General features: G+C 71.5%; 21 protein-coding genes and 1 riboswitch. Of the genes, 11 read left to right on the plus strand and 10 right to left on the minus strand.

All coding sequences use genetic code 11. From position 1 onward, the window contains the following. Window positions 1–3 precede the first annotated feature (3 nt). Window positions 4–134: riboswitch (FMN riboswitch) on the plus strand. Window positions 135–307: 173 nt separating this feature from the next. The 10 genes from ribD (at window position 308) to D581_RS0128670 (ending at window position 8,944) form a co-directional block, all read left to right on the plus strand. Next, window positions 308–1,408, plus strand: coding sequence for a bifunctional diaminohydroxyphosphoribosylaminopyrimidine deaminase/5-amino-6-(5-phosphoribosylamino)uracil reductase RibD (gene ribD, locus D581_RS0128625; RefSeq protein ID WP_018960580.1), 1,101 nt, complete (start codon window positions 308–310; stop codon window positions 1,406–1,408). Then, window positions 1,409–2,017 carry a riboflavin synthase gene (locus tag D581_RS0128630; protein WP_018960581.1) on the plus strand — a complete coding sequence of 203 codons (609 nt, stop codon included), beginning with the start codon at window positions 1,409–1,411 and terminating at the stop codon, window positions 2,015–2,017. Beyond that, window positions 2,014–2,658: a nicotinamide mononucleotide transporter family protein gene (locus tag D581_RS0128635; protein WP_018960582.1), complete on the plus strand. Its 645-nt coding sequence runs from the start codon at window positions 2,014–2,016 to the stop codon at window positions 2,656–2,658. The genes D581_RS0128630 and D581_RS0128635 overlap by 4 nt, the downstream gene beginning before the upstream one ends. Continuing rightward, the gene (locus tag D581_RS0128640; RefSeq protein WP_018960583.1) at window positions 2,655–3,953 is read left to right on the plus strand and encodes a bifunctional 3,4-dihydroxy-2-butanone-4-phosphate synthase/GTP cyclohydrolase II; all 1,299 of its coding nucleotides are present in this window, start codon (window positions 2,655–2,657) and stop codon (window positions 3,951–3,953) included. Before D581_RS0128635 ends, D581_RS0128640 begins: the two co-directional genes overlap by 4 nt. Before the next feature lie 41 nt (window positions 3,954–3,994). Next, window positions 3,995–4,480 (plus strand): 6,7-dimethyl-8-ribityllumazine synthase, encoded by a 486-nt coding sequence (gene ribH, locus D581_RS0128645; RefSeq protein ID WP_018960584.1) that lies wholly within the window; start codon window positions 3,995–3,997, stop codon window positions 4,478–4,480. A gap of 35 nt (window positions 4,481–4,515) precedes the next feature. Continuing rightward, window positions 4,516–4,788, plus strand: a complete 273-nt coding sequence (locus D581_RS0128650) for a phosphoribosyl-ATP diphosphatase (RefSeq protein ID WP_018960585.1) — start codon at window positions 4,516–4,518, stop codon at window positions 4,786–4,788. Between the two features lie 91 nt (window positions 4,789–4,879). Then, window positions 4,880–5,728: an ATP phosphoribosyltransferase gene (gene hisG / locus D581_RS0128655; RefSeq protein ID WP_018960586.1), complete on the plus strand. Its 849-nt coding sequence runs from the start codon at window positions 4,880–4,882 to the stop codon at window positions 5,726–5,728. A gap of 39 nt (window positions 5,729–5,767) precedes the next feature. Beyond that, window positions 5,768–6,238 (plus strand): PH domain-containing protein, encoded by a 471-nt coding sequence (locus tag D581_RS0128660; RefSeq protein WP_018960587.1) that lies wholly within the window; start codon window positions 5,768–5,770, stop codon window positions 6,236–6,238. A 229-nt stretch (window positions 6,239–6,467) separates the two neighbouring features. Next, on the plus strand, window positions 6,468–7,841 hold the full coding sequence (locus D581_RS0128665; protein ID WP_018960588.1) for a hemolysin family protein: 1,374 nt from the start codon (window positions 6,468–6,470) through the stop codon (window positions 7,839–7,841). After that, window positions 7,838–8,944: a hemolysin family protein gene (locus tag D581_RS0128670; RefSeq protein WP_018960589.1), complete on the plus strand. Its 1,107-nt coding sequence runs from the start codon at window positions 7,838–7,840 to the stop codon at window positions 8,942–8,944. The genes D581_RS0128665 and D581_RS0128670 overlap by 4 nt, the downstream gene beginning before the upstream one ends. Window positions 8,945–9,002: 58 nt before the next feature. Here the strand turns inward: D581_RS0128670 and D581_RS0128675 are convergent, their stop codons facing one another. Then, window positions 9,003–10,907 (minus strand): AAA family ATPase, encoded by a 1,905-nt coding sequence (locus D581_RS0128675; protein ID WP_026290998.1) that lies wholly within the window; start codon window positions 10,905–10,907, stop codon window positions 9,003–9,005. 357 nt (window positions 10,908–11,264) lie between these two features. Then, window positions 11,265–11,894 (minus strand): hypothetical protein, encoded by a 630-nt coding sequence (locus tag D581_RS0128680; protein WP_018960591.1) that lies wholly within the window; start codon window positions 11,892–11,894, stop codon window positions 11,265–11,267. Between the two features lie 186 nt (window positions 11,895–12,080). Between D581_RS0128680 and D581_RS0128685 the strand changes: the two genes are divergently transcribed. Next, window positions 12,081–13,445, plus strand: coding sequence for a peptidase C39 family protein (locus D581_RS0128685; RefSeq protein ID WP_018960592.1), 1,365 nt, complete (start codon window positions 12,081–12,083; stop codon window positions 13,443–13,445). A gap of 408 nt (window positions 13,446–13,853) precedes the next feature. Here the strand turns inward: D581_RS0128685 and D581_RS0128690 are convergent, their stop codons facing one another. From D581_RS0128690 to D581_RS0128725, 8 genes are all read right to left on the minus strand, one after another. Then, complete coding sequence (locus D581_RS0128690; protein ID WP_018960593.1) at window positions 13,854–14,897, minus strand: hypothetical protein; 1,044 nt, start codon at window positions 14,895–14,897, stop codon at window positions 13,854–13,856. Between the two features lie 43 nt (window positions 14,898–14,940). Beyond that, window positions 14,941–15,213 (minus strand): DNA-binding protein, encoded by a 273-nt coding sequence (locus tag D581_RS0128695; RefSeq protein WP_018960594.1) that lies wholly within the window; start codon window positions 15,211–15,213, stop codon window positions 14,941–14,943. Beyond that, the gene (locus D581_RS0128700; protein WP_018960595.1) at window positions 15,210–15,932 is read right to left on the minus strand and encodes a hypothetical protein; all 723 of its coding nucleotides are present in this window, start codon (window positions 15,930–15,932) and stop codon (window positions 15,210–15,212) included. The genes D581_RS0128695 and D581_RS0128700 overlap by 4 nt, the downstream gene beginning before the upstream one ends. A gap of 14 nt (window positions 15,933–15,946) precedes the next feature. Continuing rightward, a complete protein-coding gene (locus tag D581_RS0128705) occupies window positions 15,947–17,953 on the minus strand; it encodes a hypothetical protein (protein WP_018960596.1) in 2,007 nt (668 codons plus the stop codon). Further along, window positions 17,940–18,185, minus strand: coding sequence for a hypothetical protein (locus tag D581_RS1000000140940; RefSeq protein ID WP_026290999.1), 246 nt, complete (start codon window positions 18,183–18,185; stop codon window positions 17,940–17,942). Before D581_RS1000000140940 ends, D581_RS0128705 begins: the two co-directional genes overlap by 14 nt. Before the next feature lie 230 nt (window positions 18,186–18,415). Further along, entirely contained in the window at window positions 18,416–19,300 is an 885-nt protein-coding gene (locus D581_RS0128715; RefSeq protein WP_018960598.1) for a hypothetical protein, read from the minus strand. Continuing rightward, entirely contained in the window at window positions 19,297–21,429 is a 2,133-nt protein-coding gene (locus tag D581_RS0128720; protein ID WP_026291000.1) for a hypothetical protein, read from the minus strand. The genes D581_RS0128715 and D581_RS0128720 overlap by 4 nt, the downstream gene beginning before the upstream one ends. After that, window positions 21,426–22,391 carry a hypothetical protein gene (locus tag D581_RS0128725; protein WP_018960600.1) on the minus strand — a complete coding sequence of 322 codons (966 nt, stop codon included), beginning with the start codon at window positions 22,389–22,391 and terminating at the stop codon, window positions 21,426–21,428. The genes D581_RS0128720 and D581_RS0128725 overlap by 4 nt, the downstream gene beginning before the upstream one ends. Between the last annotated feature and the right edge of the window lie 157 nt (window positions 22,392–22,548).

Genomic DNA, 22,548 nt, shown 5'->3' on the forward strand with positions numbered 1-22,548 from the left:
TAGCAGCGCACTCCGGGGTCGGTGCAATTCCGAACCGGCGGTTATAGTCCGCGACCCGTCCGCAGCCAGCGGCCGGTTGACCAGGTGAGATTCCTGGACCGACGGTGAAAGTCCGGATGGGAGGCAGTGCGCGGCGGGTCGTCATCGGTACGCCGCCGTCGGCGGACGCATGGCCGGGAGTCTCCCGTGATGCCGTGCGTTCCTGGCGTTCCCGTTCTCGGGATTTCGGCGTTTTTGCTGGTGAGCCGCTCTATCTGTCGTCATCGACAGGCCCCGGAGTCCGTGCCCGAAGAGGCAGGAGGACCCGGTGGACACCGCAGCCGACATCACCGCCATGCGCCGAGCGATCACGCTCGCGGCGCGCGGTCTCGGCTCGACCAGCCCCAATCCGGTCGTCGGATGTGTGATCACCGACGCCGCCGGAGCCGTCGTCGGCGAAGGCTTCCACCAGCGCGCCGGAGGGCCGCACGCCGAGGTCCACGCCCTGCGCGCGGCCGGCGGGCGGGCCCGCGGCTCCACCGCCTACGTCACCCTCGAACCCTGCGACCACACCGGCCGCACCGGCCCCTGCTCCCAGGCCCTCCTGACCGCCGGGATCAGCCGCGTCGTGTACGCGGTCGCCGACCCTAACCCGGGGGCCGCGGGCGGCGGCGACACCCTGCGCCACGCCGGGATCCGGGCCGAACAGGGCCTCCTCGCGGAGGAGGCCGAGGCGGGCAACGCCGCCTGGCTGACCTCGGTGCGCCTCGGGCGGCCGTACGTCCTGTGGAAGTACGCCGCCACCCTCGACGGCCGGATCGCCGCCGCCGACGCCACCAGCCGCTGGATCACCTCGCCCGAGGCCCGCGCCGACGTCCACCGGCTGCGCGCCGAGGCCGACGCCGTGCTCGTCGGCTCCGGCACCGCCCGCACCGACGACCCCCACCTGGCGGTACGCGGCATCGACGGAGTCACCCAGCCGCTGCGCGTCGTCGTCGACACGAACGCCACCGCCGTGAAGCCCGGCGCCCGGGTCCTGGACGACACCGCGCCCACCCTGGTCGCCGTCGCCGACGACGCCCCCGCCGGCCACCTTCCCGAGGCCGCCGTCCTGCGCCTGCCCCGTGCCACCGCCGGACCCGGCCTCGACCTCGACGCCCTCCTCGGGGCCCTGCGCGAGCGCGGCGTCCTCTCCGTACTCCTCGAAGGCGGCCCCACCCTCGCCGGCGCGTTCGTCGCCGCGGGAAAGGTCGACAAGGTCGTCGGCTATCTCGCCCCGGTGCTGCTCGGCGCGGGCCCCGCCGCCCTCGCCGGCGCCGGAATCACCACGATCGCCGAGGCGTTGCGCCTCGATGTGACCGAGACCGTGCCGATCGGCCCCGATCTGCGCATCACCGCCGTCCCCGCCCCTGCTCGGAAGGGAAACTGAGTGTTCACCGGAATTGTCGAAGAACTGGGTGAGGTCACCGCCGTCGAGCAGCTGGCGGACGCCTCCCGCTTCCGGCTGCGCGGCCCCGTCGTCACCGAGGGAGCCAAGCACGGCGACTCCATCGCGGTGAACGGCGTCTGCCTCACCGTCGTGGACACCGCCGACGGCGAGTTCACCGCCGACGTGATGGCCGAGACGCTGAAGCGCTCCAGCCTCGGCGCGCTCACCACCGGCTCCCGGGTCAACCTGGAGCGCCCGATGGCGCTCGGCGGCCGGCTCGGCGGACACATCGTCCAGGGCCACGTGGACGGCACCGGCACCATCGTCGAGCGCACCCCCTCCGAGCACTGGGAGCTCGTCAAGGTCTCCCTGCCGCCCGAGCTGACCCGGTACGTCGTGGAGAAGGGCTCCATCACCGTCGACGGCGTCAGCCTCACCGTCGTGGACGCGGCGGCCGACCACTTCACCATCAGCCTCATCCCCACCACCCTCGCCTTGACCACGCTCGGCCGCAAGCAGCCCGGCGACCCGGTCAACCTGGAGGTGGACGTGCTGGCCAAGTACGTCGAGCGGCTGCTCGGCGACCGGGCCGGACAGGACCCGCGATGAACGCGGCGAACTGGCTCAACTCCGAGGCCTTCACCGTGTTCGGCCAGCACATCAAGTGGTCGGACATGATCGGCAACCTCGTCGGCCTGATCGCCCTGGCCCTCGGCTGGCGCCGCTCGATCTGGACCTGGCCCGCCCAGCTCCTCTCCGGCGTGATCCTGCTCGTCGCCTTCGCCTCCGCGCACCTCTCCGGCAGCGCGGGCAAGCAGCTGGTCGTCATCGTCGTCGCCCTGTGGGGCTGGTGGTCCTGGAACCGAGGCAAGCGGCAGGCCCAGGACGGCTCCATAGCCGTCCGCTTCGCCACCTGGCGCGAGCGCGGCGTGCTGATCGGCGCCGCCGCCCTCGGCACCCTCGCCGTCGGCGGTCTCTTCACCGCCTTCCCGTCGCTGTCCTGGGACCCGTGGCCGGACGCGTACATCTTCGTCGGCACCGTCGTCGCGATGTACGCCCAGGCCCGCGGCATGGTCGAGTTCTGGTTCGCCTGGCTGCTCGTCGACCTCGTCGGCGTCCCGCTGAACTTCGCCAACGGATTCGCCTTCTCCGGCTTCGTCTACGTCATCTACGGCGCCCTCGTCCTGTGGGGGATGCGCGACTGGTGGCTGCGCACGCGGACACCCGCTCTGGAAGGAGCCACGGCATGACTGCCCAGCCCACCTGGCTGCACCCCGACCACGGACCGCTCCCCGAGAACCTCTCCCTGGACCCGGTCGAGCAGGCGGTCCGCGACATCGCCGCCGGCCGGCCCGTCGTCGTCGTGGACGACGAGGACCGCGAGAACGAGGGGGACCTCGTCATCGCCGCCGAGAAGGCCACCCCGGAGATCGTGGCCTTCATGATGAGCGAGTGCCGCGGTCTGATCTGCGCGCCCATGGAGAGCGACGAGCTGGAACGCCTCGACCTGCCGCAGATGGTCGAGCACAACACCGAGTCGATGCGGACCGCGTTCACCGTCTCCGTCGACGCCTCCGCCGCGCACGGCGTCACCACCGGCATCTCCGCCGCCGACCGCGCCACCACCCTGCGCATGCTCGCGGGCGGCGTCGCCGGCCCCGGCGACTTCGTCCGGCCCGGCCACATCTTCCCGCTGCGCGCCCGCTCCGGTGGCGTCCTCGCCCGCAACGGCCACACCGAGGCCGCCGTCGACCTCGCCCGGCTCGCCGGACTCCGCCCCGCCGGGGCCATCGTCGAGATCGCGGGCGAGGACGGCGTCATGCTCCGGCTGCCCGAGCTGATCCCCTTCGCCCGCAAGCACGGCCTGACGATCATCTCCATCGAGGACCTGATCGCCTACCGCCGCAGCAACGAGCCGACGGTCCGCCGCGAGGCCGAGACCCGGCTGCCCACCGCGTTCGGCGACTTCACCGCGTACGGCTACCGCTCCAGCGTCGACGGCGTCGAGCACGTCGCCCTGGTCCACGGCGACATCGGCGACGGCGAGGACGTCCTCGTCCGGCTCCACTCCGAGTGCCTGACCGGCGACATCTTCCAGTCCCAGCGCTGCGACTGCGGCCCCCAGCTGCACGCCTCCATGCGGCGCATCACCGAGCAGGGCCGGGGCGTCGTCGTCTACCTGCGCGGCCACGAGGGACGCGGCATCGGCCTGCTCTCCAAGCTGCGCGCGTACGAACTCCAGGAGCGTGGCGTGGACACCCTCGACGCCAATCTGGAGCTCGGCCTGCCCGCCGACGCCCGCGATTACGCGGCGGGCGCCCAGATCCTCGCGGACCTCGGCGTGCGCAGCCTGCGGCTCATGACCAACAACCCCGACAAGACCGCCGCCGTCGTCCGCCACGGCCTCGCCGTCACCGGGCGGGAACCCATGCCCGTCCAGGCCGGCGAGCACAACCTGCGCTACCTGCGCACCAAGCGCGACCGCATGGGCCACGACCTGCCCTGGCTGGACGGCGCCCCCGCGTCGACCTGCGCCAACCAGTAGCGCGTACCACCGAACACCACGTAACCAGCAACAGGAGAGACATGAGCGGCAAGGGTGCACCCGAACTGTCCGTACGCAACTGCGGCGACCTGCGCGTGGCCGTGATCGCGGCCCAGTGGCACGAGAAGGTCATGGACGGACTCGTCGACGGCGCCCTGCGCGCCCTGCGCGAGCTGGGCATCGACGAGCCGACGCTCCTCCGCGTCCCGGGCAGCTTCGAGCTGCCCGTCGTCGCCAAGGTGCTCGCCGGACGCGGCTACGACGCGATCGTCGCCCTCGGCGTGGTCATCCGGGGCGGCACCCCCCACTTCGAGTACGTCTCCCAGGGCGTCACCCTCGGCCTCACCCAGGTCACCGTCGACACCGGTGTTCCCGTCGGCTTCGGCGTACTGACCTGCGACACCGAGGAGCAGGCGCTGGACCGGGCCGGCCTCGAAGGGTCCAACGAGGACAAGGGGCACGAAGCGGTCACCGCCGCCGTGGCCACCGCGGCCACGCTGCGCACCGTCAACGAACCCTGGCGCTGAGTGCCCTCCCACGACCCCGTATTCTGAGGACCATCATGGCTGACAAAACCTTCGAAGAGCTCTTCGCCGAGCTCCAGCTCAAGGCCGCCGAGGGCGACCCCGCGACCTCCCGCACCGCCGAACTGGTGGGCAAGGGCGTGCATGCCATCGGCAAGAAGGTCGTCGAAGAGGCCGCCGAGGTCTGGATGGCGGCCGAGTACGAGGGCAAGGAAGCCACCGCCGAGGAGATCTCCCAGCTGCTGTACCACGTCCAGGTGATGATGGTCGCCCGCGGCATCTCGCTCGACGACGTCTACGCCCATCTCTGAGCCGACCTCAGCGCCGTCGCCCGGGCCCGGCCCGGGCGACACCACCGCGAAACCGCCCGCACACTCCCTCCGCACGAAGGAAGCCGACCTCATGCTGCGCATCGCCGTCCCCAACAAGGGTTCACTCTCCGGGCCTGCGATGGCGATGCTCCATGAGGCCGGCTACCAGCAGCGCAAGGAGTCGAAGGAACTGGTCCTGGTCGACCCTTCGAACGAGGTCGAGTTCTTCTACCTCCGCCCCCGCGACATCGCGATCTACGTCAGCTCCGGCAAGCTCGACATCGGCATCACCGGCCGCGACCTGCTGCTGGACTCCGGGGCCGACTCCGAGGAGATCCTCCAGCTCGGCTTCGCCCGCTCCACCTTCCGCTACGCCACCAAGCCCGGCACCGCGGCGGGCCCGCAGGACTTCGACGGCATGACGATCGCCACCTCCTACGAGGGCATCGTCGCCGCCCACCTCGCCGAGGCGGGCGTCAAGGCCTCCGTCGTCCACCTCGACGGCGCCGTCGAGACCGCCATCGAGCTGGGCGTCGCCCAGATCATCGCCGACGTGGTGGAGACCGGCACCAGCCTGCGCAACGCCGGACTCGAAGTGATCGGCGACCCGATCATGACCTCCGAGGCCGTCGTCATCCGCCGCAACGGCGCCCCCGCCGACGACCCCAAGGTGCAGCAGTTCCTCCGCCGCCTCCAGGGCGTCCTGGTCGCCCGGTCCTACGTGATGATGGACTACGACTGCCGCGTCGAGCACCTGGAGCGCGCCGTCGCCCTCACCCCGGGCCTGGAGTCGCCGACCATCTCCCCGCTGCACCACGAGGGCTGGGTCGCCGTCCGCTCCATGGTCGCCGCCAAGGAGGCCCAGCGGATCATGGACGACCTGTACGAGCTCGGCGCCCGCGCCATCCTCACCACGGCCATCCACGCCTGCCGCCTCTGACGGTCACGGCCCGCCCGCACCCCCCGAGAGAAGACCCGTATGTCCGCGCCCAGGCCCGAACAGCCCACCCTGCCGGTCACCTTCCGGCCCACCCTCACCCGGGTGGTCCTGCTGAGCACGGGCCTGGCGATGTTCGTCGTCATCACCGTCATCGCGCTGATGCTGGAGCGGCTGAACCCGGGGGAGCGGATCACCTTCGTCTTCGTCGCGGCGCTCTTCTTCGGCGTCCTGGCCCTGCTCAGCAGGCCCAAGGTCACCGCCGACGAGGCCGGGGTCACCGTCGTCAACCTCACCCTGACCCGCAGGCTGGCGTGGGAGGAGATCCTCCGCGTCAACCTGCGCTCCGGCGACCCCTGGGTCTACCTCGACCTCAGCGACGGAACGAGCCTGCCCGCCCTCGGCATCCAGCCCGGCCTGGCCAAGCAGCAGGCCATCCGAGACGCCCGCGCCTTGCGCTCCCTCGCCGAGTCGCGCGGCTCCGGGAGCGACGACACCCCGGCCGCCGGCTGAGAGCCTGCCCGGGCCGAGGTCACCCGAAAGCCTCTGTGCCCCTGCCCGGTGCGGGGCCTTCTTGTCTACTCTGGTGGGCGGCGGCGCCCCGCGCGCCCCGCCCCGCCCGTTCCACGGCCCCATCCCGGGCCCGCGGGGCTTCCCTGCGACCCAAGGAGTGACTCCCTCCAGCAATGGACGGATCGTCCGGTAGTACCTGCGCCGCCCCTTCCCCGGAGGCGGCGGCCTCATGACCACCCCCCTGCTGCTCCTCACAGCGGCCTTTCTCCTCATCCTCGCCAACGGATTCTTCGTGGCGGCCGAATTCGGGCTCGTCACCGTGGAGAAGCCCGACGCCGAACGGGCCGCCGCCGAAGGCGACCGACGGGCCCGTACCGTCGTCGAAGCCCTGCGCGAACTCTCCTTCCAGCTCTCCGGCACCCAGCTCGGCATCACCATCACCTCCCTGGTGGTGGGCATGCTCGCCGAACCGGCCCTCGCCCAGCTGCTCGCCGGACCCCTCACCGCCGCCGGACTCCCCGCGGGGGCCGTCCCGGGCGTCGGCGTCGTCGTCGGCATGCTCCTGGCCTCGGCCGTGCAGATGGTCGTCGGCGAACTCGTGCCCAAGAACTGGGCGGTCTCCCGGCCGCTCCAGGTGGCCCGCTTCGTCGCCGGACCGCAGGCCCGCTTCGCCGCGCTCCTGCGACCGGTGATCACCCTCCTCAACGCCCTGGCCAACCGGCTGGTGCGGCTTCTGGGCGTCGAGCCCACCGCCGAACTGGCCTCCGCCCGCACCCCGGGCGAGCTGGTCTCCCTGGCGCGGCACTCCGCCGAGGCCGGAGCCCTGGAACAGGACACCGCCGACCTCTTCGTCCGGACCCTCGCGCTGGCCGGTCTCACCGCCCAGCACGTCATGACGCCCCGGGTGAAGGTCAGCGCCCTGCACTCCACCGCGACCGCCGCGGACGTCCTCAACCTCACCCGTGCCACCGGCCTCTCCCGCTTCCCGGTCTACCGGGACCGCATCGACGAGGTCATCGGCATGGTCCACCTCAAGGACGCCCTCGCCGTCCCCGCCCCCGAGCGCCTGCGCACCCCGGCCGGACGGATCGCCGTCCCCCCGCTCCTGGTGCCCGGGACGCTTCCGGTGGAAGCGCTGCTGCGGCGGCTGCGCCACGAACAGCCGATAGCCGTGGTCGTCGACGAATACGGCGGCACCGCGGGCGTCGTCACCCTGGAGGACATCATCGAGGAGCTCGTCGGCGAGGTCCGCGACGAGCACGACGCCGAGGGCGCGGGCCGCCCCGAGCTGACCGCCGCCCCCGGCGAGGACGGCCGCCCGGTATGGGACGCCGAGGGCAGCTGCCGGGTGCACACCCTGCGCCGCAGCGGACTCGACGTGCCCGAGGGGCCCTACGAGACCGTCGCCGGGCTCGTCGCCGGACTGCTGGGCCGCATCCCCGCCCCCGGCGACCGGGCCGAACTCCCCGGCTGGCGGATCTCCGTCCGCCAGGTCGGCCACAACCGCGCCGAACGGGTCCGTTTCACCCGGGCGCCCGACCCGCCGGCGCCCGAACCGCTGCCGGACAGGGCCGCACCGGCACTGCTGGAGGCCGCGCGATGAGCATGCTCCAACTCCTCCTCGCCGCCCTCCTCGTGCTGGCGAACGGCTTCTTCGTCGGCGCCGAGTTCGCCCTCGTCTCCGTACGCCGAAGCCAGATCGAACCGCTCGCCGCACAGGGCTCGGGCCGGGCCCGCACGGTCCTGCACGGCCTGGAGAACCTGCCGCAGATGATGGCCGCCGCCCAGTTCGGCATCACCGTCTGCTCCCTCACCCTGGGAGCCGTCGCCGAGCCGACGCTCGCCCATCTCCTGGAGCCGGTCTTCCACGCGGCGCACGTCCCCGACGGGCTCGTCCACCCCCTCGGCTTCGCCCTCGCGCTCCTGTCGGTGGTCGTCCTGCACCTGGTCATCGGCGAGATGGTCCCGAAGAACCTGGCGATGGCCGCACCGGAGCGGACCGCACTGTGGCTGAGCCCCGGTCTGGTCGCCTTCGCCCGGCTCTGCCGTCCGGTCACCACCGCGCTCGGCGCCTGCGCCGGCCTCGTGCTGCGGCTGTTCGGCGTCGAACCGAAGGACGAGGTGGAGGCCGTCTTCACCAGCGAGCAGCTCAACCGGCTCGTGGAGGACTCCGGACAGGCCGGGCTCCTCGGACCGGAGGCGGCGACACGCCTGGAGGACGCCCTCGAACTGGGCAGCAGGCCCGTCGCCGACGTCCTGCTGGAGCGGGCGACCCTGGTCACGGTCGACCCGTCGGTGACCCCCCGCCGGATCGAGGAGTTGACCGTGCGCACCGGTTTCTCCCGCTTCCCGGTCTGCGCGGACGGCGGCGGCCCCTATCTGGGCTACCTCCACGTCAAGGACGTCCTGGAACTGGAGGACGCCGACCGCGCGGTTCCACAGCAGATCTGGCGCCCGATGGCGACCGTACGGGCCGAACTCCCGCTGGACGACGCCCTGACCGTGATGCGCCGGGCCGCGACGCACCTGGCGCAGGTCGCGGACGCCTCGGGCCGGGTCCTCGGCCTGGTCGCCATGGAGGACGTCCTGGAGACGCTGGTGGGGGAGGTGCGCGACCCGGCCCACCGGACGGTCTCGGTGCCCCGCCGCACGGTGGACGCGCCGAAGGCGCCGGACCTTCCGGCGCCCGGGGCCCTCGTGCACTGAGGTCTCGTGCACTGAGGTGAGGTGACGCCGCGCCGGGAGCGGACGCCCGGCGCGGCCGTCAGCCCGTGCCCGGCTCCTGCTTGCCCCGGCCCACCGGACCGCGCCCCGACAGCACCTCGCCGTAGGCCTGCATCAGGTCCGCCAGCCGCAGCGTCGACAGGTCCTGGCGGGTCAGCTCGCCCGGACAGCCGGAGAGCCGCAGATCCCGGTAGGCACAGCTCTTCTCGTACAGCGTCCGCAGGAAACGGCCGTTGCCCAGCTCGTCGATCCAGCCCTGGTCCACCACATGACCGCTGATCGAGCGCAGCTCGTCCACCGCCTCCTCGTCCCAGACGTCGTCGTTCTCCGCGGCCAGCACGCCCCCGATCGCGGTGAGTTCGAGCGGCCGGTAGCTGGGGAAGTCGACCCGGCTGGTGAAGCGGGAGGAGAGCCCCGGGTTGGTGGCGAGCAGCCGGTCCATGCCCTCCGGGTAACCCGCGAGGATGACGACGAGATGGTCCCGGTTGTCCTCGGCCCGCTTGAGGAGGACCTGGAGCGCCTCGTCGCCGTACGCGTCGCCCTTGCTGTAACCGGAGTTGGCCAGGCTGTACGCCTCGTCGACGAACAGCACCCCGCCCAGGGCCGAGTCGATCAGCTCATTGGCCTTCACCGCCGTCTGCCCCAGGAACTCCCCGACCAGATCGGATCGTTGGGCCTCGACCAGATGATCGCCGCCGAGCAGCCCGAGGGCGTAGAAGACCCGGCCCAGGATGCGCGCCACGGTGGTCTTGCCGGTGCCGGAGGGGCCGGAGAAGACGAAGTGACGCTTCGGCGGCTGGACCGGGAGGCCCTGCTCGGCCCGCAGCCGGGCCATGTTCAACTGCGCCGAGAGCGCCTTGACCTGCCGCTTGACCGGTTCGAGACCGACCATGCGCTCCAACTGCGCCAGCGCGTCGGCCAGCAGTGCCGGATCGCTGGGCCCGGCCGGGAAGGGCGGCGGCTTCCGGGCCTTGGTCCGACGGGCGCCCTCGACGGGGGCGGGCGGGCCGAGGGCCGGCTCGTCGCCGAGCAGCCCCGGGTCGCTCATCGGCCAGGACTCCCGCCCGTCCACCGGATCGGCGCCGAGCAGCGCGTCGCCCTCCGACTGCGCCCCCGCCCCCGACGCACCCGAACCGAAACCGGTCAGGGTCACGGCTGCCAGGTCCGCCGACTCGTCGTACCCGTCGCCCTCCACGAGCGCGGCGAGCCGGGCGGAGGTGTCCATGAAGGCCGGGTCCACCCGGTGCACCGCCCGGTACAGCGGCAGGGCGGCCGCGCTGCGCCCCGTGCCCTCGTGGGCCCGCGCCAGCCAGTAGCGCAACTCCTTGCGCTGCGGCTGTTCGCTGCGACAGCGCATCAGCGCGGCCGACAGCAGGGGCTCCGCCTGCCCGAACATCTCCAGCCGCACCCGCGCCATCCCGCCGAACAGACCCGCCTCGATGCCCAGCAACGGATCGTCGACGAGCTGCTCGGTGCAGCGCACCAACTGCTCCCAGTCCTTGACCAGATAGGAGCGGCAGGCGTGCAGGAACCGCACCTGCGGATCCGCGTCCACCGGCGGCAGCCCCGCCAACGCCCGGTCCAGCTCCGGCACATGGCGTCCGTCCAGCCAGTGCGAGGCGTGCGCGAGCAGCAGATCGCGCCGGCTCTCCAGCACCGGCTGCACCCACCAGCCGAGCCAGTACCAGGAGTTGAGCGTACGTCGGTGGCGTGCGCGCTGTTCGCCGAAGCGATCGCGGTGCCGGTACATGCGTAACAGGGCCGTGGTGGTGTCGATGCGGAGCGCGTGGAGGCCGAGCCAGCCGTCCGCCATGCCCGGATCGAACCGCACCGCGGCTCTGAACTCCTCCTCGGCCTGCGGGTAGGCGCCCATCGTGTAGGCGTCCATGCCACGCAGCCAGGCGAGGTCGGCAGGGGCTCCAGCGCCCTGTGTGCCGATGTCCATCAGGTCCCCCACAAACCGTGCCCCCAGGATGTCCCGCCCGCACAGCATGCCCACCGGAGCGTGCTGAATCACGGCGTGGAGGAAGGGAATTGACCACACCGAGGTGCATCGTACCCGCGCACGGGGAGGCGGACGCCCGATGGCCGACCTCTGAGGCGGTGACCCAGGGTGAGTGAATCGCTCTGCGTGGTCGCCGGGGTGGCGTGGGGAGCACAGGGCGAAGCCCCCGATCACGGGGGAACAACCGGGGGCTTCGCGTCCATGGGGGCTCCGAAAAGCCGCACAATGAGAACGTAAGACCAGTAAGGCCCCCCGGTCAAGCGGAGTTGGGGCACTTCCGGGCCGATTTCCGACTGCTCAGTATGGCGGGACGTTCCGGCTACCGTGCGTGACGGTTCGGTTCACTCCCGCTGTCGCACGGGGCCCCGCCAGCCACATGTACCCCTCCGGCAACTGGCGTACCAGAGTGTCGGCGTACGGCCGTGAGGGATCCTCGGCGAAATGCCGGGCCTCGGCGAGCGTCCACCCGTCCCAGAACTCGGTGAGCCCGGTCCCGTCCCGCCGCCGGCCCCGCTCCCAGGACGCCTCCCGGTCCAACTCCATCCAGCACAGCGCCGCCAGCCACGGCCGCACCTGACGGCGCCCCGCGCCGACCCCCTCCACCAGCACCACCGGCGCCGGCTCCAGGGTCCGCGCCGGGCCGAAGCGCCGCTCCGTCCAGTCGTACGGGGCGTAGCGGGCGCTCTCGCCGCGTGCGAGGGGCAGGATCACCTGCTCCCGCAGCCGTCCTGTCCAGCCGAACAGCTCCTCGTGCGTGGCGAGGTCGTCCAGATGGAGGACCGGCGCGCCGCCCAGCGCCGCCGCGAGGCGGGCGGCGAAGGTGCTCTTGCCCGAACCGGCGTGCCCGTCGACCGCGACGAGCCGCACCGGCCCGCAGGAGGGGGGCAGCGCGGCGAGGTCATCGGCGTGGCGGGCCAGGTCGTCCATGGCTCCAGGGTACGTTCCGGCACGGAGGCGCCCGGGGTGCACCGCAGGTCACGCCAGTGGTCCAGACCCATATTCGGCTCGGCGGCGACTGCCGAACACTGGCCCGATCCGGCCGCGAACCGGGATAGTTGGCGCACCGCACGGCACTCGCAGACCACCTTCCGCATCCGACCGGGGGTCACGACCATGACCAGTCCGACTTCGCGCAGAACCGTTCTGACCGCCGCGCTCGCCGCGGCGGCAGCCGCCGGCACGGTGGGATCCACCCTGTCCGCGTCCGCCGCCCCGACCTCGCCCACTGGCTCCTCCGGAGCCCTGGGGCCCCTCGTGGACAACCGTTTCTGGCACACCTACACCGACTGGCGCTTCGGCACCGGCGACGGAACCCGGGTGCTTCCGGGACCCCGGCCCGGCGTCGTGATCGGCGTCCCGGCCGGCCGCACGGACTACACCGACCCGCACACCGGCAGGACGGCCGCCTGGGACTACGCCACCTGGACCTCCCCGGTGCACCGCTCGGCCGTCCCCGCCACCGAGGTGATCGCCTCCTGGAACGCCCGCACCCCGGCCGGCACCTGGATCCAGGTCGAGCTGAGCGGCGTCTACGCTGACGGCGCCGCGACGCCCTGGTTCGTGATGGGCCGCTGGGCGGCGGGCGACGGCGACATCCGCCGTACGTCCGTCGACGGCCAGGGCGACCCGTACAGCTCCGTGTGGACGGACACCTTCTCCGTGGACGATCCCGCGAGCGGCGTCCGCCTGGTCTCCTACCGGCTGCGGCTCACGCTGTACCGCGCCCCGGGCAGCCGCCTCACCCCGACCGTCTGGCGGGTCGGCGCGATGGCCTCCGACGTGCCCGACCGCTTCACCGTGCCCGCGAGCACCCCCGCGCTCGCGCGCGAACTGCCGGTGCCCCGCTACTCGCAGAACGTCCACATCGGGCAGTACCCCGAGTACGACAACGGCGGTGAGGCGTGGTGCAGCCCCACCTCGTCGCAGATGATCATCGAGCACTGGGGCCGCCGTCCCACGGCCGAGGACCTGGCCTGGGTCAAGCCTGGCCTGCCCGACCCCCAGGTCTGCCACGCCGCCCGCCAGACCTACGACTACGCGTACGCGGGCTGCGGCAACTGGCCGTTCAACGCCGCCTACGCCGCCACGTACCGCGACCTGAACGCCGTCGTCACCCGGCTCGGCTCGCTCACCGACGTTGAGCGGCTGATCCGCGCCGGCATCCCGGTCATCACCTCCCAGTCCTTCCTCAAGGAGGAACTGACCGGCGCCGGATACGGAACGGCCGGCCATCTGATGACGGTCATCGGCTTCACCCCCGAGGGCGACGTCATCGCCAACGACCCCGCATCCCCCGACAACGACGCGGTACGCCGCGTCTACCGGCGGCGCGAATGGGAGAACATCTGGCTGCGGACCAAGCGCTACGACGCGGCCGGCAAGGTCAGAAGCGGTACGGGCGGGGTGTGTTACGTCTACTGGCCGACCCGGACGACACCGGGTCAGTGGCGCGTGCTGCGGTCGCTCGGCCTGCTGTGAGCAGGTGCGGCCCCGCGGCCCTCTCAGCGACCTGACGGGCAGCGCTCCTGACCGTCCTGAGTGAGGTGACCGTACCGGTCCACCGTGACCTTGATCGAACGATGTCCGAGCCAGCGGGACACCTCGTGGATGGACACGCCACTCGTCGTGGTCACGGTCCTGGGTGAATCCGGCCTGCTGCGCGGGGCCGCCCGGGCGGGGGAGGCGGAGACCAAGGTCCCCGCCTCCCCGTTGCGGCTCACGGTGCCGAAGACCGTCACCCAGGGTCGCCAGGACGAACGAACCCACCACTTGCCGCATGGTGTTGAGCTAGGGGAAGCACACTCGATCTTTTCGGCTCGACGTCGGACAGCGCCGTGATGGTAGGCGAGTTCGACGGTCCCAGGGGCCGCGCCGCGGCGGCACTGTTCATGAGCGACGCAACCCCACTGCCTTGGAGTGCAGTTCCTGCATCATGGCGATGCTGTGGAGCATGTTCCGGAAGGCCGACGTGATCCTGCGTGCGGGGCGGCGCATGAGGCGGCTGGCGACACCCAGCATGTTGATCATGGCCATGCCTTCCTGGACGGAAGCCGATTCGATCTCGGCACCCCAGTCCATCAAGGCGATCTGTTCCAGCGCTTCCTCCGCGTCCTCCGGCCATTCGGCGGGAGGAGTGGTGGCCAGCCAGTCCAGGAATACCTGGACGGCAGTGTAGGAGGAACGCATACGTTCGACGAAGCGGTCCGCCGCGGCCTCCAGTTCTCCGGTCGGTCCCTCGATGGCCTTGGCCAGACGGTTCACCACGGCCATCCTCTTGCTCGCCGGGGCCCCGGAGTGGTTGGCCTGGGTCATTTCCTCCCCAAGGAGCATCATGAGCTCCGTGACGTCCGACATGGCCGCGTCCACGTCGGCCATGTCGTCGGCGAGCGCCTCCATCTGGGTCTCGGCCTCCACGATCAGATCGAACATGCCCGGGAGGTTCTCGTCGGGGCCGCTTTCCGCTCCGGTGGCGGAGCCTGTCTCGATCGGAGGGCCGTCCGTCCGCAGCGGGTCCGCCTCCAGCGCTTCCAACAGCTGCTTCCGGGCAGTGGCGGTGCCGCCCGGGTGGGACGGGAAGGCCAGGTGGAGTGCCGCCCCGGGGGCGGGACGGCACTCGGCGTCCTGGGTGACGTGGACGGTGCGCCGGCCGAGCGCGTGGCGCGCGCCGAAGGCGAAGGCCAGCTCCGGGTCGGAACCCCCGAGGTCCGCGACGACGACGTCCGCCTCCGTGAGCAGGTGCAGCAGCTGGTCCAGGGGCAGGCCGGCCTCGGCGAGGCTGCCCGCCCTCAGCAGGGTGAGGCCGAGTTGTTCGCACACCGGGCGCACGATCTCCTCGTGGAGGACGGCGGACTGGTGCCGCGCCTCCGGGAGGCAGGAGGCGGCGGAGAAAGTGGTGGTCGCGGTCCCGTCGATGACGAGGCAAGTGGGCATGGTGGATTCCTTTCGGTGGTGGTCCGGCAGGGCGGGAAAGGGGTCAGTCGAAGAGCGTGAGTGCCACGCCGTCGGCGATCTCGTCGGCGAAGACGGGACGCTCCTCGATGCCCAGCGCGGCCAGCAGTTCCACGGTCCGCACCCGGTGGCGGCGGCCGACGGGCACGGTGGGACAGGGGAACTCGTCACGGGCGACCAACCGGTAGGCGGTGCCCATGCACATACCGAACGCCCGGGCCGCCGTGCGCAGGTCGACGCTCACCGGCAGGTCGAAGATCTCTCGGAAGGTGAGGGGGGTGTTGTGGTGGCCGCTCATCCCTTCCTCCCGACCCGGCGCAGGGAGAGGGCGGCGACCCGGCGGCCTCGGCCGGAGTGCCCGATGCTCGTGGCCGTACCAGCCACGCCCCAGGCGCTGGCGAGAGCGCCGATCCGTACGCCTTCGACACGGTGCGCGGGTACGGAGATCCGCAGGCTCGCGGAGAGCCCCGACCAGCGTGGGGCCGGGTCGTAGTCCGCCCGCCAGACGTCGTCGCTGCCCGCGCCGGGGGAAGCGCCGCCTGCGCGTTCCACGTCCTCCACCGTGTTCTCGCGGTGCGTGTCGCGCCAGACTTCCCAGGTGCGGGAACAGGCCGACCGCAGCACCGTCCTCCCGGGTTCCGGGTCCCGCGGGTCCAGCTTCGCCAGCTCTTCGAGGTAGCAGGTGACGAGCTCCGCCTCGACGTCCTCGCGGTCGGCACGGCGGCACGAGGTGATCCGGGACGCGTTGCGGCGCAACCCCTGGAGTCCCAGCCACACCACCGCCTCCCGCCAGTCGGTCCCTCCGGCCCGGAAGCGCTCCGCAACCTGGTGCCACAGGGAAGCCTGTGCCAGGGAGCATGCGGTGCGGTCGTAGAGCAACGCGCGGGCCCGGTCCAGGGAAAGGGGTACGCCCGCCGGTTCCGTGCCGTCGAACAAACGCAGCTGGGGCGTGGGGTCGTTGTCGGCCCACCGGCGCTCGACGGTGGTGAGGATGCCGTGGCGAGAGAAGAAAGTCATGGGTTGCCTCCTGTTCAACCGGCCCGTGGGGCCGGGGTGTTGTCTCGCCAGGTCTTCAGTGCGCGGGCGGCGGGTACCTTGCCGGGCATCGTGTCCGGGCCTCTTTCCACGGCCAGGAGCCAGCGGAGGAAGCCCGGCTCCCGGGCGGTCACCAGCCCGTCGAGGAGCCGGGCGACCGCCCGCGACCGACCCTTGGCGCCAGCCGCCCCGGCGCACCAGGTGAGCAGGGCGTCTCCCATGCTGGAGAAGGCGACCGACTCGTTCAGGGAGTGTCCGACGAGGTGGACGGCGACCGCCGCCGACCTGGCGCGGGCCAGAGCCCGTCCGCTCCACCACAGGAAGTCGGTGCGGGCCAGGACGGGAAATGCACGGGCGGTCAGCAGGCCGGCCGTGGCGTCGGTCCGCGCCCAGTCCCGCATCCGGTGCAGGACGGTCAACCTGGTGGTGTGGTCGCCTCTGTTGAAGCGTCGTACGAGTGCCCCCTTGGCAGCCTCGAAGACGGAGAGGTCGTCCGGCCCGGCGCCCAGGGTCTCCGTGAGCTGTTCCAGCAGTCGCAATGCCTGCTCACAGGCGTACGCCACAGCGTGCTTCAAGGGGGCTTCGGGCGTGACGCTCCACAGGTCGAGCAGGTTGGCCGCCGTCTGTGCCACCGCCCGGTCCCGGAAGCGTGTCGCCAGGCATCGCGCAGCCACTCGCGGGGCGGGAAGGGCCGGAGTGGAGGCCAGCGCGGGCAGCAGTTCCAGGGACTGGCCGCTCGTGGCCTCCGCCAGAGCGGCGACGGCCCGGCCGGCCCGCTCGATCTGGTCCTCCTCCGGACCGGGGTCGGCGAGCCAGGCGTGTACCACCGGCACGAGGTCCGCTCGGCCCCGGCACAGGCTCTCCCACACGGACCCGCTCACGGCGGGCCAGAAGAAGGACACCGTGTCGGTTGCCTCGTCATCGGCGCGGCTCACGCGATGGGCTCCGAGGATCCGCAGGACCTCGTCCGGTGGCCTTGGCGGGGGGCCCTCGCCCGGATGATGGTAGGAGCCGGGACCCCGCATTCTGTCCGGGCCTGCCAGCCGCAGCAGTTCCCGCGCCTGTTCCATGACGACGGCACGGTGCAGCCCTCCGTAGACGCCGAGGGAGAGCAGACAAGCCAGGAGGGCGGGATCGCGCTGGGCGCGGGCCAGGATCTCCGGGCCCTCGGCCCCGGCCAGGGTGCGCATGAGCTCCCCCGGGACCGGACCGCCCGCCGCACCCAGGCGCCGTAGGGTGTCCGCGGCCTGTGCGGCGTGGCGTGGCGGCAGGCCGTCGGGCAACAACTCGTCGAGATCGCCGGGTGCCAGGGCCTGCAGCAACCGGACGCGTACCGCCTCGTCGGGGCAGCCGTCCGCGAGGTGGGTGGTGAAGACCTTCCGGGGGTCCGGCGGCCGGTGGCGCACGACCGGCACGCCGAGGTGGTCCTCGAGCGCGCCCACCAGGCCGGGGGCCTCCACCAGGACGATGACGAGGCGGGCGCCCGCCTCCGCCAGGAGCCCTTCGAGGCGGGCCAGGTCCCACGCCCGGAGCGCGAAGGGATCCGCGGGCTCCGTCACCAGGTATCCGTCCACGCCCTGGGCGCGCGGCGACCACCGGGAGAGGCTGGCCGTTCCGTCGACCTGGATGAGCACGGGGGCCTCGTGGCCGTGCGCGAGCAAGTTGAGCGCGTGTGTTTCCCGCCCCGTCCCGGCCTCGCCGACGAGCACCACGATGCCGGATTCGCGCACCGTGAGGGCTTCCTCGAAGCCGGGCGGCGTCACGAAGCGCCGCCGCGCCGCCTGCACATGCTTCGCCCGTACAGGGCCTTGTTGTACCGGCCTCGGGACCGCGCCGCTCTCCGCCGAAGGCGCGAGCCGCTGGTGCTGGCCGCCTGTCAGCCATGCGGTGTTGATGACGCCGTTGGGGGCCCAGATCGCCGGCCCCCGACCCGCCAGAGCCATCGCGAACTCGGCGAAATCGGTCTCGGGCTCGGTCTCGCTGGGGAGATCAGCTGTCGCCATCGGTTCCTCCGTCGGTGTGGCCGGAGAGTCCGACGGTGGTGACGTGCTGACCGCCGTGGACGGTGCCGGTGTTGATGATGCCGCGCTCGGCGTTCAGCACCGTCGCGGGGGAGGTCGCCACAGGGGGAGCGGCGTCCGGGGCTGCCTCGGGCTCGTGTGCCGGGCCTGTGGTCTCTCGTCGCCGGCGGAACGCGAGGACATTGTCCGGGGCCTGGGGTTCCTCTGGTCGCATGTCGCCCTTTCCTTCCGTGGGCGCCCGGGAATCGTGCGGCCGCCCTCCTTTCGGACACGTCGAGATTCCCGCGGACTCATCCCCGAATCAGCTCCGGAGGACCAGGAATCGAGTAACCCCAGTCACACACGGAATGGGTTTACGGAACGGCGTGGAGAAGAAGAGCGGGTGTGTCACCGAAAGGCGACACACCCGCTCAGAAATTCAATATTCGAATATACTTCCCAAAGTCAGATGTACTCGCCGGGAACTGGCCTCCCGAGCGCCCCGATCCGGTCACGCAGCAGGCTGGAGAGCTCCTTGCGCTCCTGTTCGGTCAATGTGCCCAGCAGGGAGGCCAGCTCCTCCTGCCAGTCGGAACGCGGCGGATTCAGCAGATCCTGGTGGCCGACCGCCCAGTCCAGGACCTGCCGCACCTCTTCGGGGTGACGAAGCAACCACAGTGCCGCCAGCGACACCGGGCCGGCGTGGAGGGCCTGGAGACAGAACTCGTACTCGCCCCGACGGCTGGCCGTCCAGGAGTAACGGACCCCGTCGCTTTCCCGTCCGCCGAGAAGCAGCTCCTCACCGTTCTCCCGGAGCCGCACGTCGAACACCCGGTAGCTCAGACCGTGTTCCTCCAGGCGCTGCGGCAGACCGAGATGCTGCATGATCTCCGGTGCCCCCAGCCCGTTGCCGGAGGCGTCCTGCGCATCCGCCAAGTAACGCAGGACAGAGGCGAGATGGGTCCGTACCAGGTGCCAGCCGTGCAGACTCCTCGCACGGACGACGAGTACGGGGTCGTGGACCCACCAGGAGACCCACAGGTCGACCGACTCCGTACCGTAGACCGTGGGGAGGCCGACCGCCCGCGTGTCCACGTGCTCCGTCGTGTCCACCCGGAAGACGTCGTTGTACTTCCTGCTCAGGTGGGGAGCGGGGGCCTCGTCCGCCAGGGACGGATAGGCGCTGGAACCCTCCGGGTCCCCTCGACGGCCGAGAAAGGAGTACTCTCCCGCCTCGTCCCTGAGCACCAGTGCCCAGTCCTTGGACGCGGACCAGCGGTGGCCGAGGATCTCCCGCCAGGGCGGCCTGTCCAGCCGGTGAAAGAGGCGGTCGGTGGTGTCGTCGTTCATGCCGCCTCCCTGTGCACGCCGGTCCGCCACCGATGGAGCGCGTCGCGGGCGGTGACGAGGCCGGGCCAGCCGTTCGCACCCGCCTGGTCCATTTCCACGAACAATCGGAATTCACCGGACCGCATGGACCGGGCCATCGCCGCGAACAGGTTCTCGACGGCCCGGAACTGTTCGTCGTCCCACTGGCCCGACTCCGCCCAGCGCAGCAATGTCCTGCACGTCGTTTCGAAGGAACTCTCCGTGTTCAGGGCGCGGCCCGTGAGGTCGGCCAGCACCTGCGCCTCCGGCGTCCACAGGGCGAGGTTCCTCATGAACCACTGGGGAGACCAGAGCATGCGGCTGAAGAGCGAGAGCACCTGCTCCTGGTCGTACCCCTCGTCGTCCAGCCACTTCCGGAGCAAGCCGAATACCTTCGCCTCGTTGCCGGCCTGGAAAAGCCGCAGGATCGCCGCTTCCACCGCCACCTTCACCCGGTGCTCCTCCTCCTTCCGGACCTGTGCCGCGCGGAAGAGACTTTGAAGGAGCCGCAGGGCCAGGTCGGGGCGGGCCAGCCCGAATTCCTCGCCGCACGCGTGCGCCACCGTCGTCCTGAGACGGAAGTCGGTCGCCGTGCTCCAGTGATGCAGTCGGTAACGAATCTCGGCGACGAGCACGGGGTCCTCGGCCGCGACGCCCAGCGCGTTCGCCACGACGAGCCGACTGGTCGCGCGGTCCGACCGGGCGAGCTCCCGGAGGTGCACCAGGGCGTTGTGCCCGCCGCCCCAGCTTGCCACCCGTCCCATGGCCCGGCCCGCCGGTCCGGCGAGCCCGCCGGAGCGGGGCACATCCCGCAACCATTCGACGAGCAGTTCTGACAACTGCCCGTACTCGCGCCACACATGTCTGAGAACGGCTTCGGCCTGTCGATGCCTGATGAACGCCACAGCCTCCACACTGCGCGAGTAGGCTCCCTCCGCTCGGATCTCGCGGTCCTGGCGAACCGCGCGCACGGCGTGCAGCAATTCCGTCAGGGAGTGCCGGAAGACGAACTTCGGATTGGGCCGGTCCGGCTTCGCGGCCCCATCGACGTCTGCGCCGGGCAGCACCGCCGTCAGCCGGTCGCCCGCCAGCTTCGTCAACCGGTCGGCCTCATTCCTGACGATCTGCTGGTCCAGTCCTTCGTAGACCGAAACGGCCAGCAGGAAGGCCAGCGATTCCGGCTCGTCGCACAAGCTCTTGATGAGCTCCGGGACCTCCCGCTCGGCCCGGTAGCTCAGCCGGAGTCCCAGGTCGCCGAGAGCCTCCGGATCGCCGTCGGCCTCGACGAGGGCCGTCACCAGCTCCACCACTTCAGCGGGTACCAGCTCCGGCACCAGAAGTTCGCCCAGGTCATGACGGTCGGCGAACGCGGACAGCAGCCGGTCCCGCTCCCATCGGTCCGGCACCACCGCCTCGAAGCGGCTGCCGAACACCAGGGAGGGGGACGGCGGGGAGCACACGGTGGGGCTGATGTGGAGGTCCCGTTCGAGGCGGTGCAGCAGGGCCGTGTCGTCGGGCAGGACGATCACCATGCACGCATGGGCCTTCTTGAGTAACTCCCGCACGTTTCTCAGCATGACCGGGGAAAGCGGCCGGCAGGGGAACAGCCCGTCTATCAGGTAGCCCCGCGCCGAGGCGTCGGTGGGCTTCCAGCGGTCCAGTTCGGTGACGCCGTCCAGCGCCCGCAGCGGCGCATCAGCCCCGCAGTTCTCCCTTAGCAGGTTGAGCGCTGCGGTACGACGGCCTGTTCCTGGCCGGCCGGCGAGGAACAGGGGCCCCTGCTTCAGCTTCGCGAGGGCTGCTTCGAACCAGTCGGGGCGTGCGAAACCGTGCGCGGCGGCCTCCCTCTCCATGTCCGGGATCGGCCCCTCGCGCACCCTGCTTTCCCATAGCCGCCCTTCAGGCCCGGAGCCGTTGCGTACGCCCTGCCCGCCGTACACGGAGCCGTTGTTGATGTTCCCTCCGGGGGCGTAGATGATGGACGCCCACTCCTTGGCCCCGCCGATCAACTCGGTGATGTCGTACTCCGCTTCGGATCGCGGAGCCCCGTCCTCGGGCAGAAGTCCGGGACTGGGCAGCCCGGCCGCCCCCACCCTCCCGTCCCCCGTCACTTGCGCCCCTGGCGCTTCTCGCTGCGGACCTGGTCGCCCTGGAAGCGGCGGATCTTGCCGATCTTGTGGCCCTCTACGTAATCACCGGCGATCCGGTCGCCCGCCACGTGATCACCGGCCACGTGGTGATTGCGCACGCTCTGACCGCCGTGGACGGTACCGGTGTTGATGTTGCCGCGGGGGGCGGCGATGGCATCCGTGCGGCGGGCCGCCATGTCGTCGCCTGGCGATTCGGCGGACCGCGGGGAGGGCTCCCGTACAGGCTCCGGAGCGGCGCTGTCGACGGGAGTGCCCTCGTAGAGGGGGCCGGAGGGCTGGGGGACGTAGAGCCATGCCCGTCGGGAGAACGACTTGCCCTCGACCGTCGCGGCCACCTCCACGAAGTGGTCGGGGTGGCGCCCCGTGTACCCGCCGGCGACCGCGTCCTCGTAGAACCGCTCAGAGAGGATGGCCGCTACGTGGGTGATGTTCTCGTTGTGAGAGGTGAGCACGGCCTTGACGGGGCGCGAGTCGAGCAGCCGGTGGGTGTCATTGCGCGCCGTGCCGTTGCCGCCGAACTCGTCCCCGGTCTCCGGCAGCGGGCCGACGTGCAGACTGACGCGGAGCCTGATCGGCACCGCCCCGTAGGAGAGGACGTTGAATTCGGTCAGAACTTCCTGGAGGGCGAGCAGCAGGGGGTGGATGACGAAGGGCATGTGTGCCGGGTCGAACCCGAAGACATAGCCGTCCCCGATGGTGGCCGGGAACGTACGGGCCTCCCACAGGTCTCCGAGGTCGGACCTGAGTAGCGCGGTCTTGAGGAGTTCGGGGAGGACCCGGCTGACGGCCTCGTGCTCGATCGCCGGGCGGCCCGTGAAGTCCTTCGCGTCGACAGCCAGAATGCCCCGGTAGGGAGGCAGCGGCCGGCTGTGGGTGTACGGGGCGGCGATTTGCTGGGGCAGGGCGCTGCTGAACTCGGGCATGTCACTCCTCCGTGAAGCCCGCCCGGCCGCTCTCGGGCCGAGCGGGAACGCTGTCGCGTGCGGTGTCGAGCACGCCGAGCTTCACAGCGGGCGGGTAGCCGTTCCGTTCCGCAGGACCCGATAAGGGGTGATGTGGGCCACATCCTCGACGGGAGGT

The sequence above is a fragment of the Streptomyces sp. CNB091 genome (genome assembly GCF_000377965.1).

Coding starts and splice junctions, on each gene's coding strand:
- D581_RS0128650 (WP_018960585.1), top strand. CDS start 4,516: ATGGCTGACAAAACCTTCGAAGAGCTCTTCGCCGAGCTCCAGCTCAAG.
- ribH (WP_018960584.1), top strand. CDS start 3,995: ATGAGCGGCAAGGGTGCACCCGAACTGTCCGTACGCAACTGCGGCGAC.
- D581_RS0128680 (WP_018960591.1), bottom strand. CDS start 11,894: ATGGACGACCTGGCCCGCCACGCCGATGACCTCGCCGCGCTGCCCCCC.
- D581_RS0128675 (WP_026290998.1), bottom strand. CDS start 10,907: ATGGACATCGGCACACAGGGCGCTGGAGCCCCTGCCGACCTCGCCTGG.
- D581_RS0128700 (WP_018960595.1), bottom strand. CDS start 15,932: ATGACTTTCTTCTCTCGCCACGGCATCCTCACCACCGTCGAGCGCCGG.
- D581_RS0128725 (WP_018960600.1), bottom strand. CDS start 22,391: ATGCCCGAGTTCAGCAGCGCCCTGCCCCAGCAAATCGCCGCCCCGTAC.
- D581_RS0128705 (WP_018960596.1), bottom strand. CDS start 17,953: ATGGCGACAGCTGATCTCCCCAGCGAGACCGAGCCCGAGACCGATTTC.
- D581_RS0128685 (WP_018960592.1), top strand. CDS start 12,081: ATGACCAGTCCGACTTCGCGCAGAACCGTTCTGACCGCCGCGCTCGCC.
- D581_RS0128715 (WP_018960598.1), bottom strand. CDS start 19,300: ATGAACGACGACACCACCGACCGCCTCTTTCACCGGCTGGACAGGCCG.
- D581_RS0128660 (WP_018960587.1), top strand. CDS start 5,768: ATGTCCGCGCCCAGGCCCGAACAGCCCACCCTGCCGGTCACCTTCCGG.
- D581_RS1000000140940 (WP_026290999.1), bottom strand. CDS start 18,185: ATGCGACCAGAGGAACCCCAGGCCCCGGACAATGTCCTCGCGTTCCGC.
- D581_RS0128640 (WP_018960583.1), top strand. CDS start 2,655: ATGACTGCCCAGCCCACCTGGCTGCACCCCGACCACGGACCGCTCCCC.
- D581_RS0128665 (WP_018960588.1), top strand. CDS start 6,468: ATGACCACCCCCCTGCTGCTCCTCACAGCGGCCTTTCTCCTCATCCTC.
- D581_RS0128635 (WP_018960582.1), top strand. CDS start 2,014: ATGAACGCGGCGAACTGGCTCAACTCCGAGGCCTTCACCGTGTTCGGC.
- D581_RS0128695 (WP_018960594.1), bottom strand. CDS start 15,213: ATGAGCGGCCACCACAACACCCCCCTCACCTTCCGAGAGATCTTCGAC.
- D581_RS0128670 (WP_018960589.1), top strand. CDS start 7,838: ATGAGCATGCTCCAACTCCTCCTCGCCGCCCTCCTCGTGCTGGCGAAC.
- hisG (WP_018960586.1), top strand. CDS start 4,880: ATGCTGCGCATCGCCGTCCCCAACAAGGGTTCACTCTCCGGGCCTGCG.
- D581_RS0128690 (WP_018960593.1), bottom strand. CDS start 14,897: ATGCCCACTTGCCTCGTCATCGACGGGACCGCGACCACCACTTTCTCC.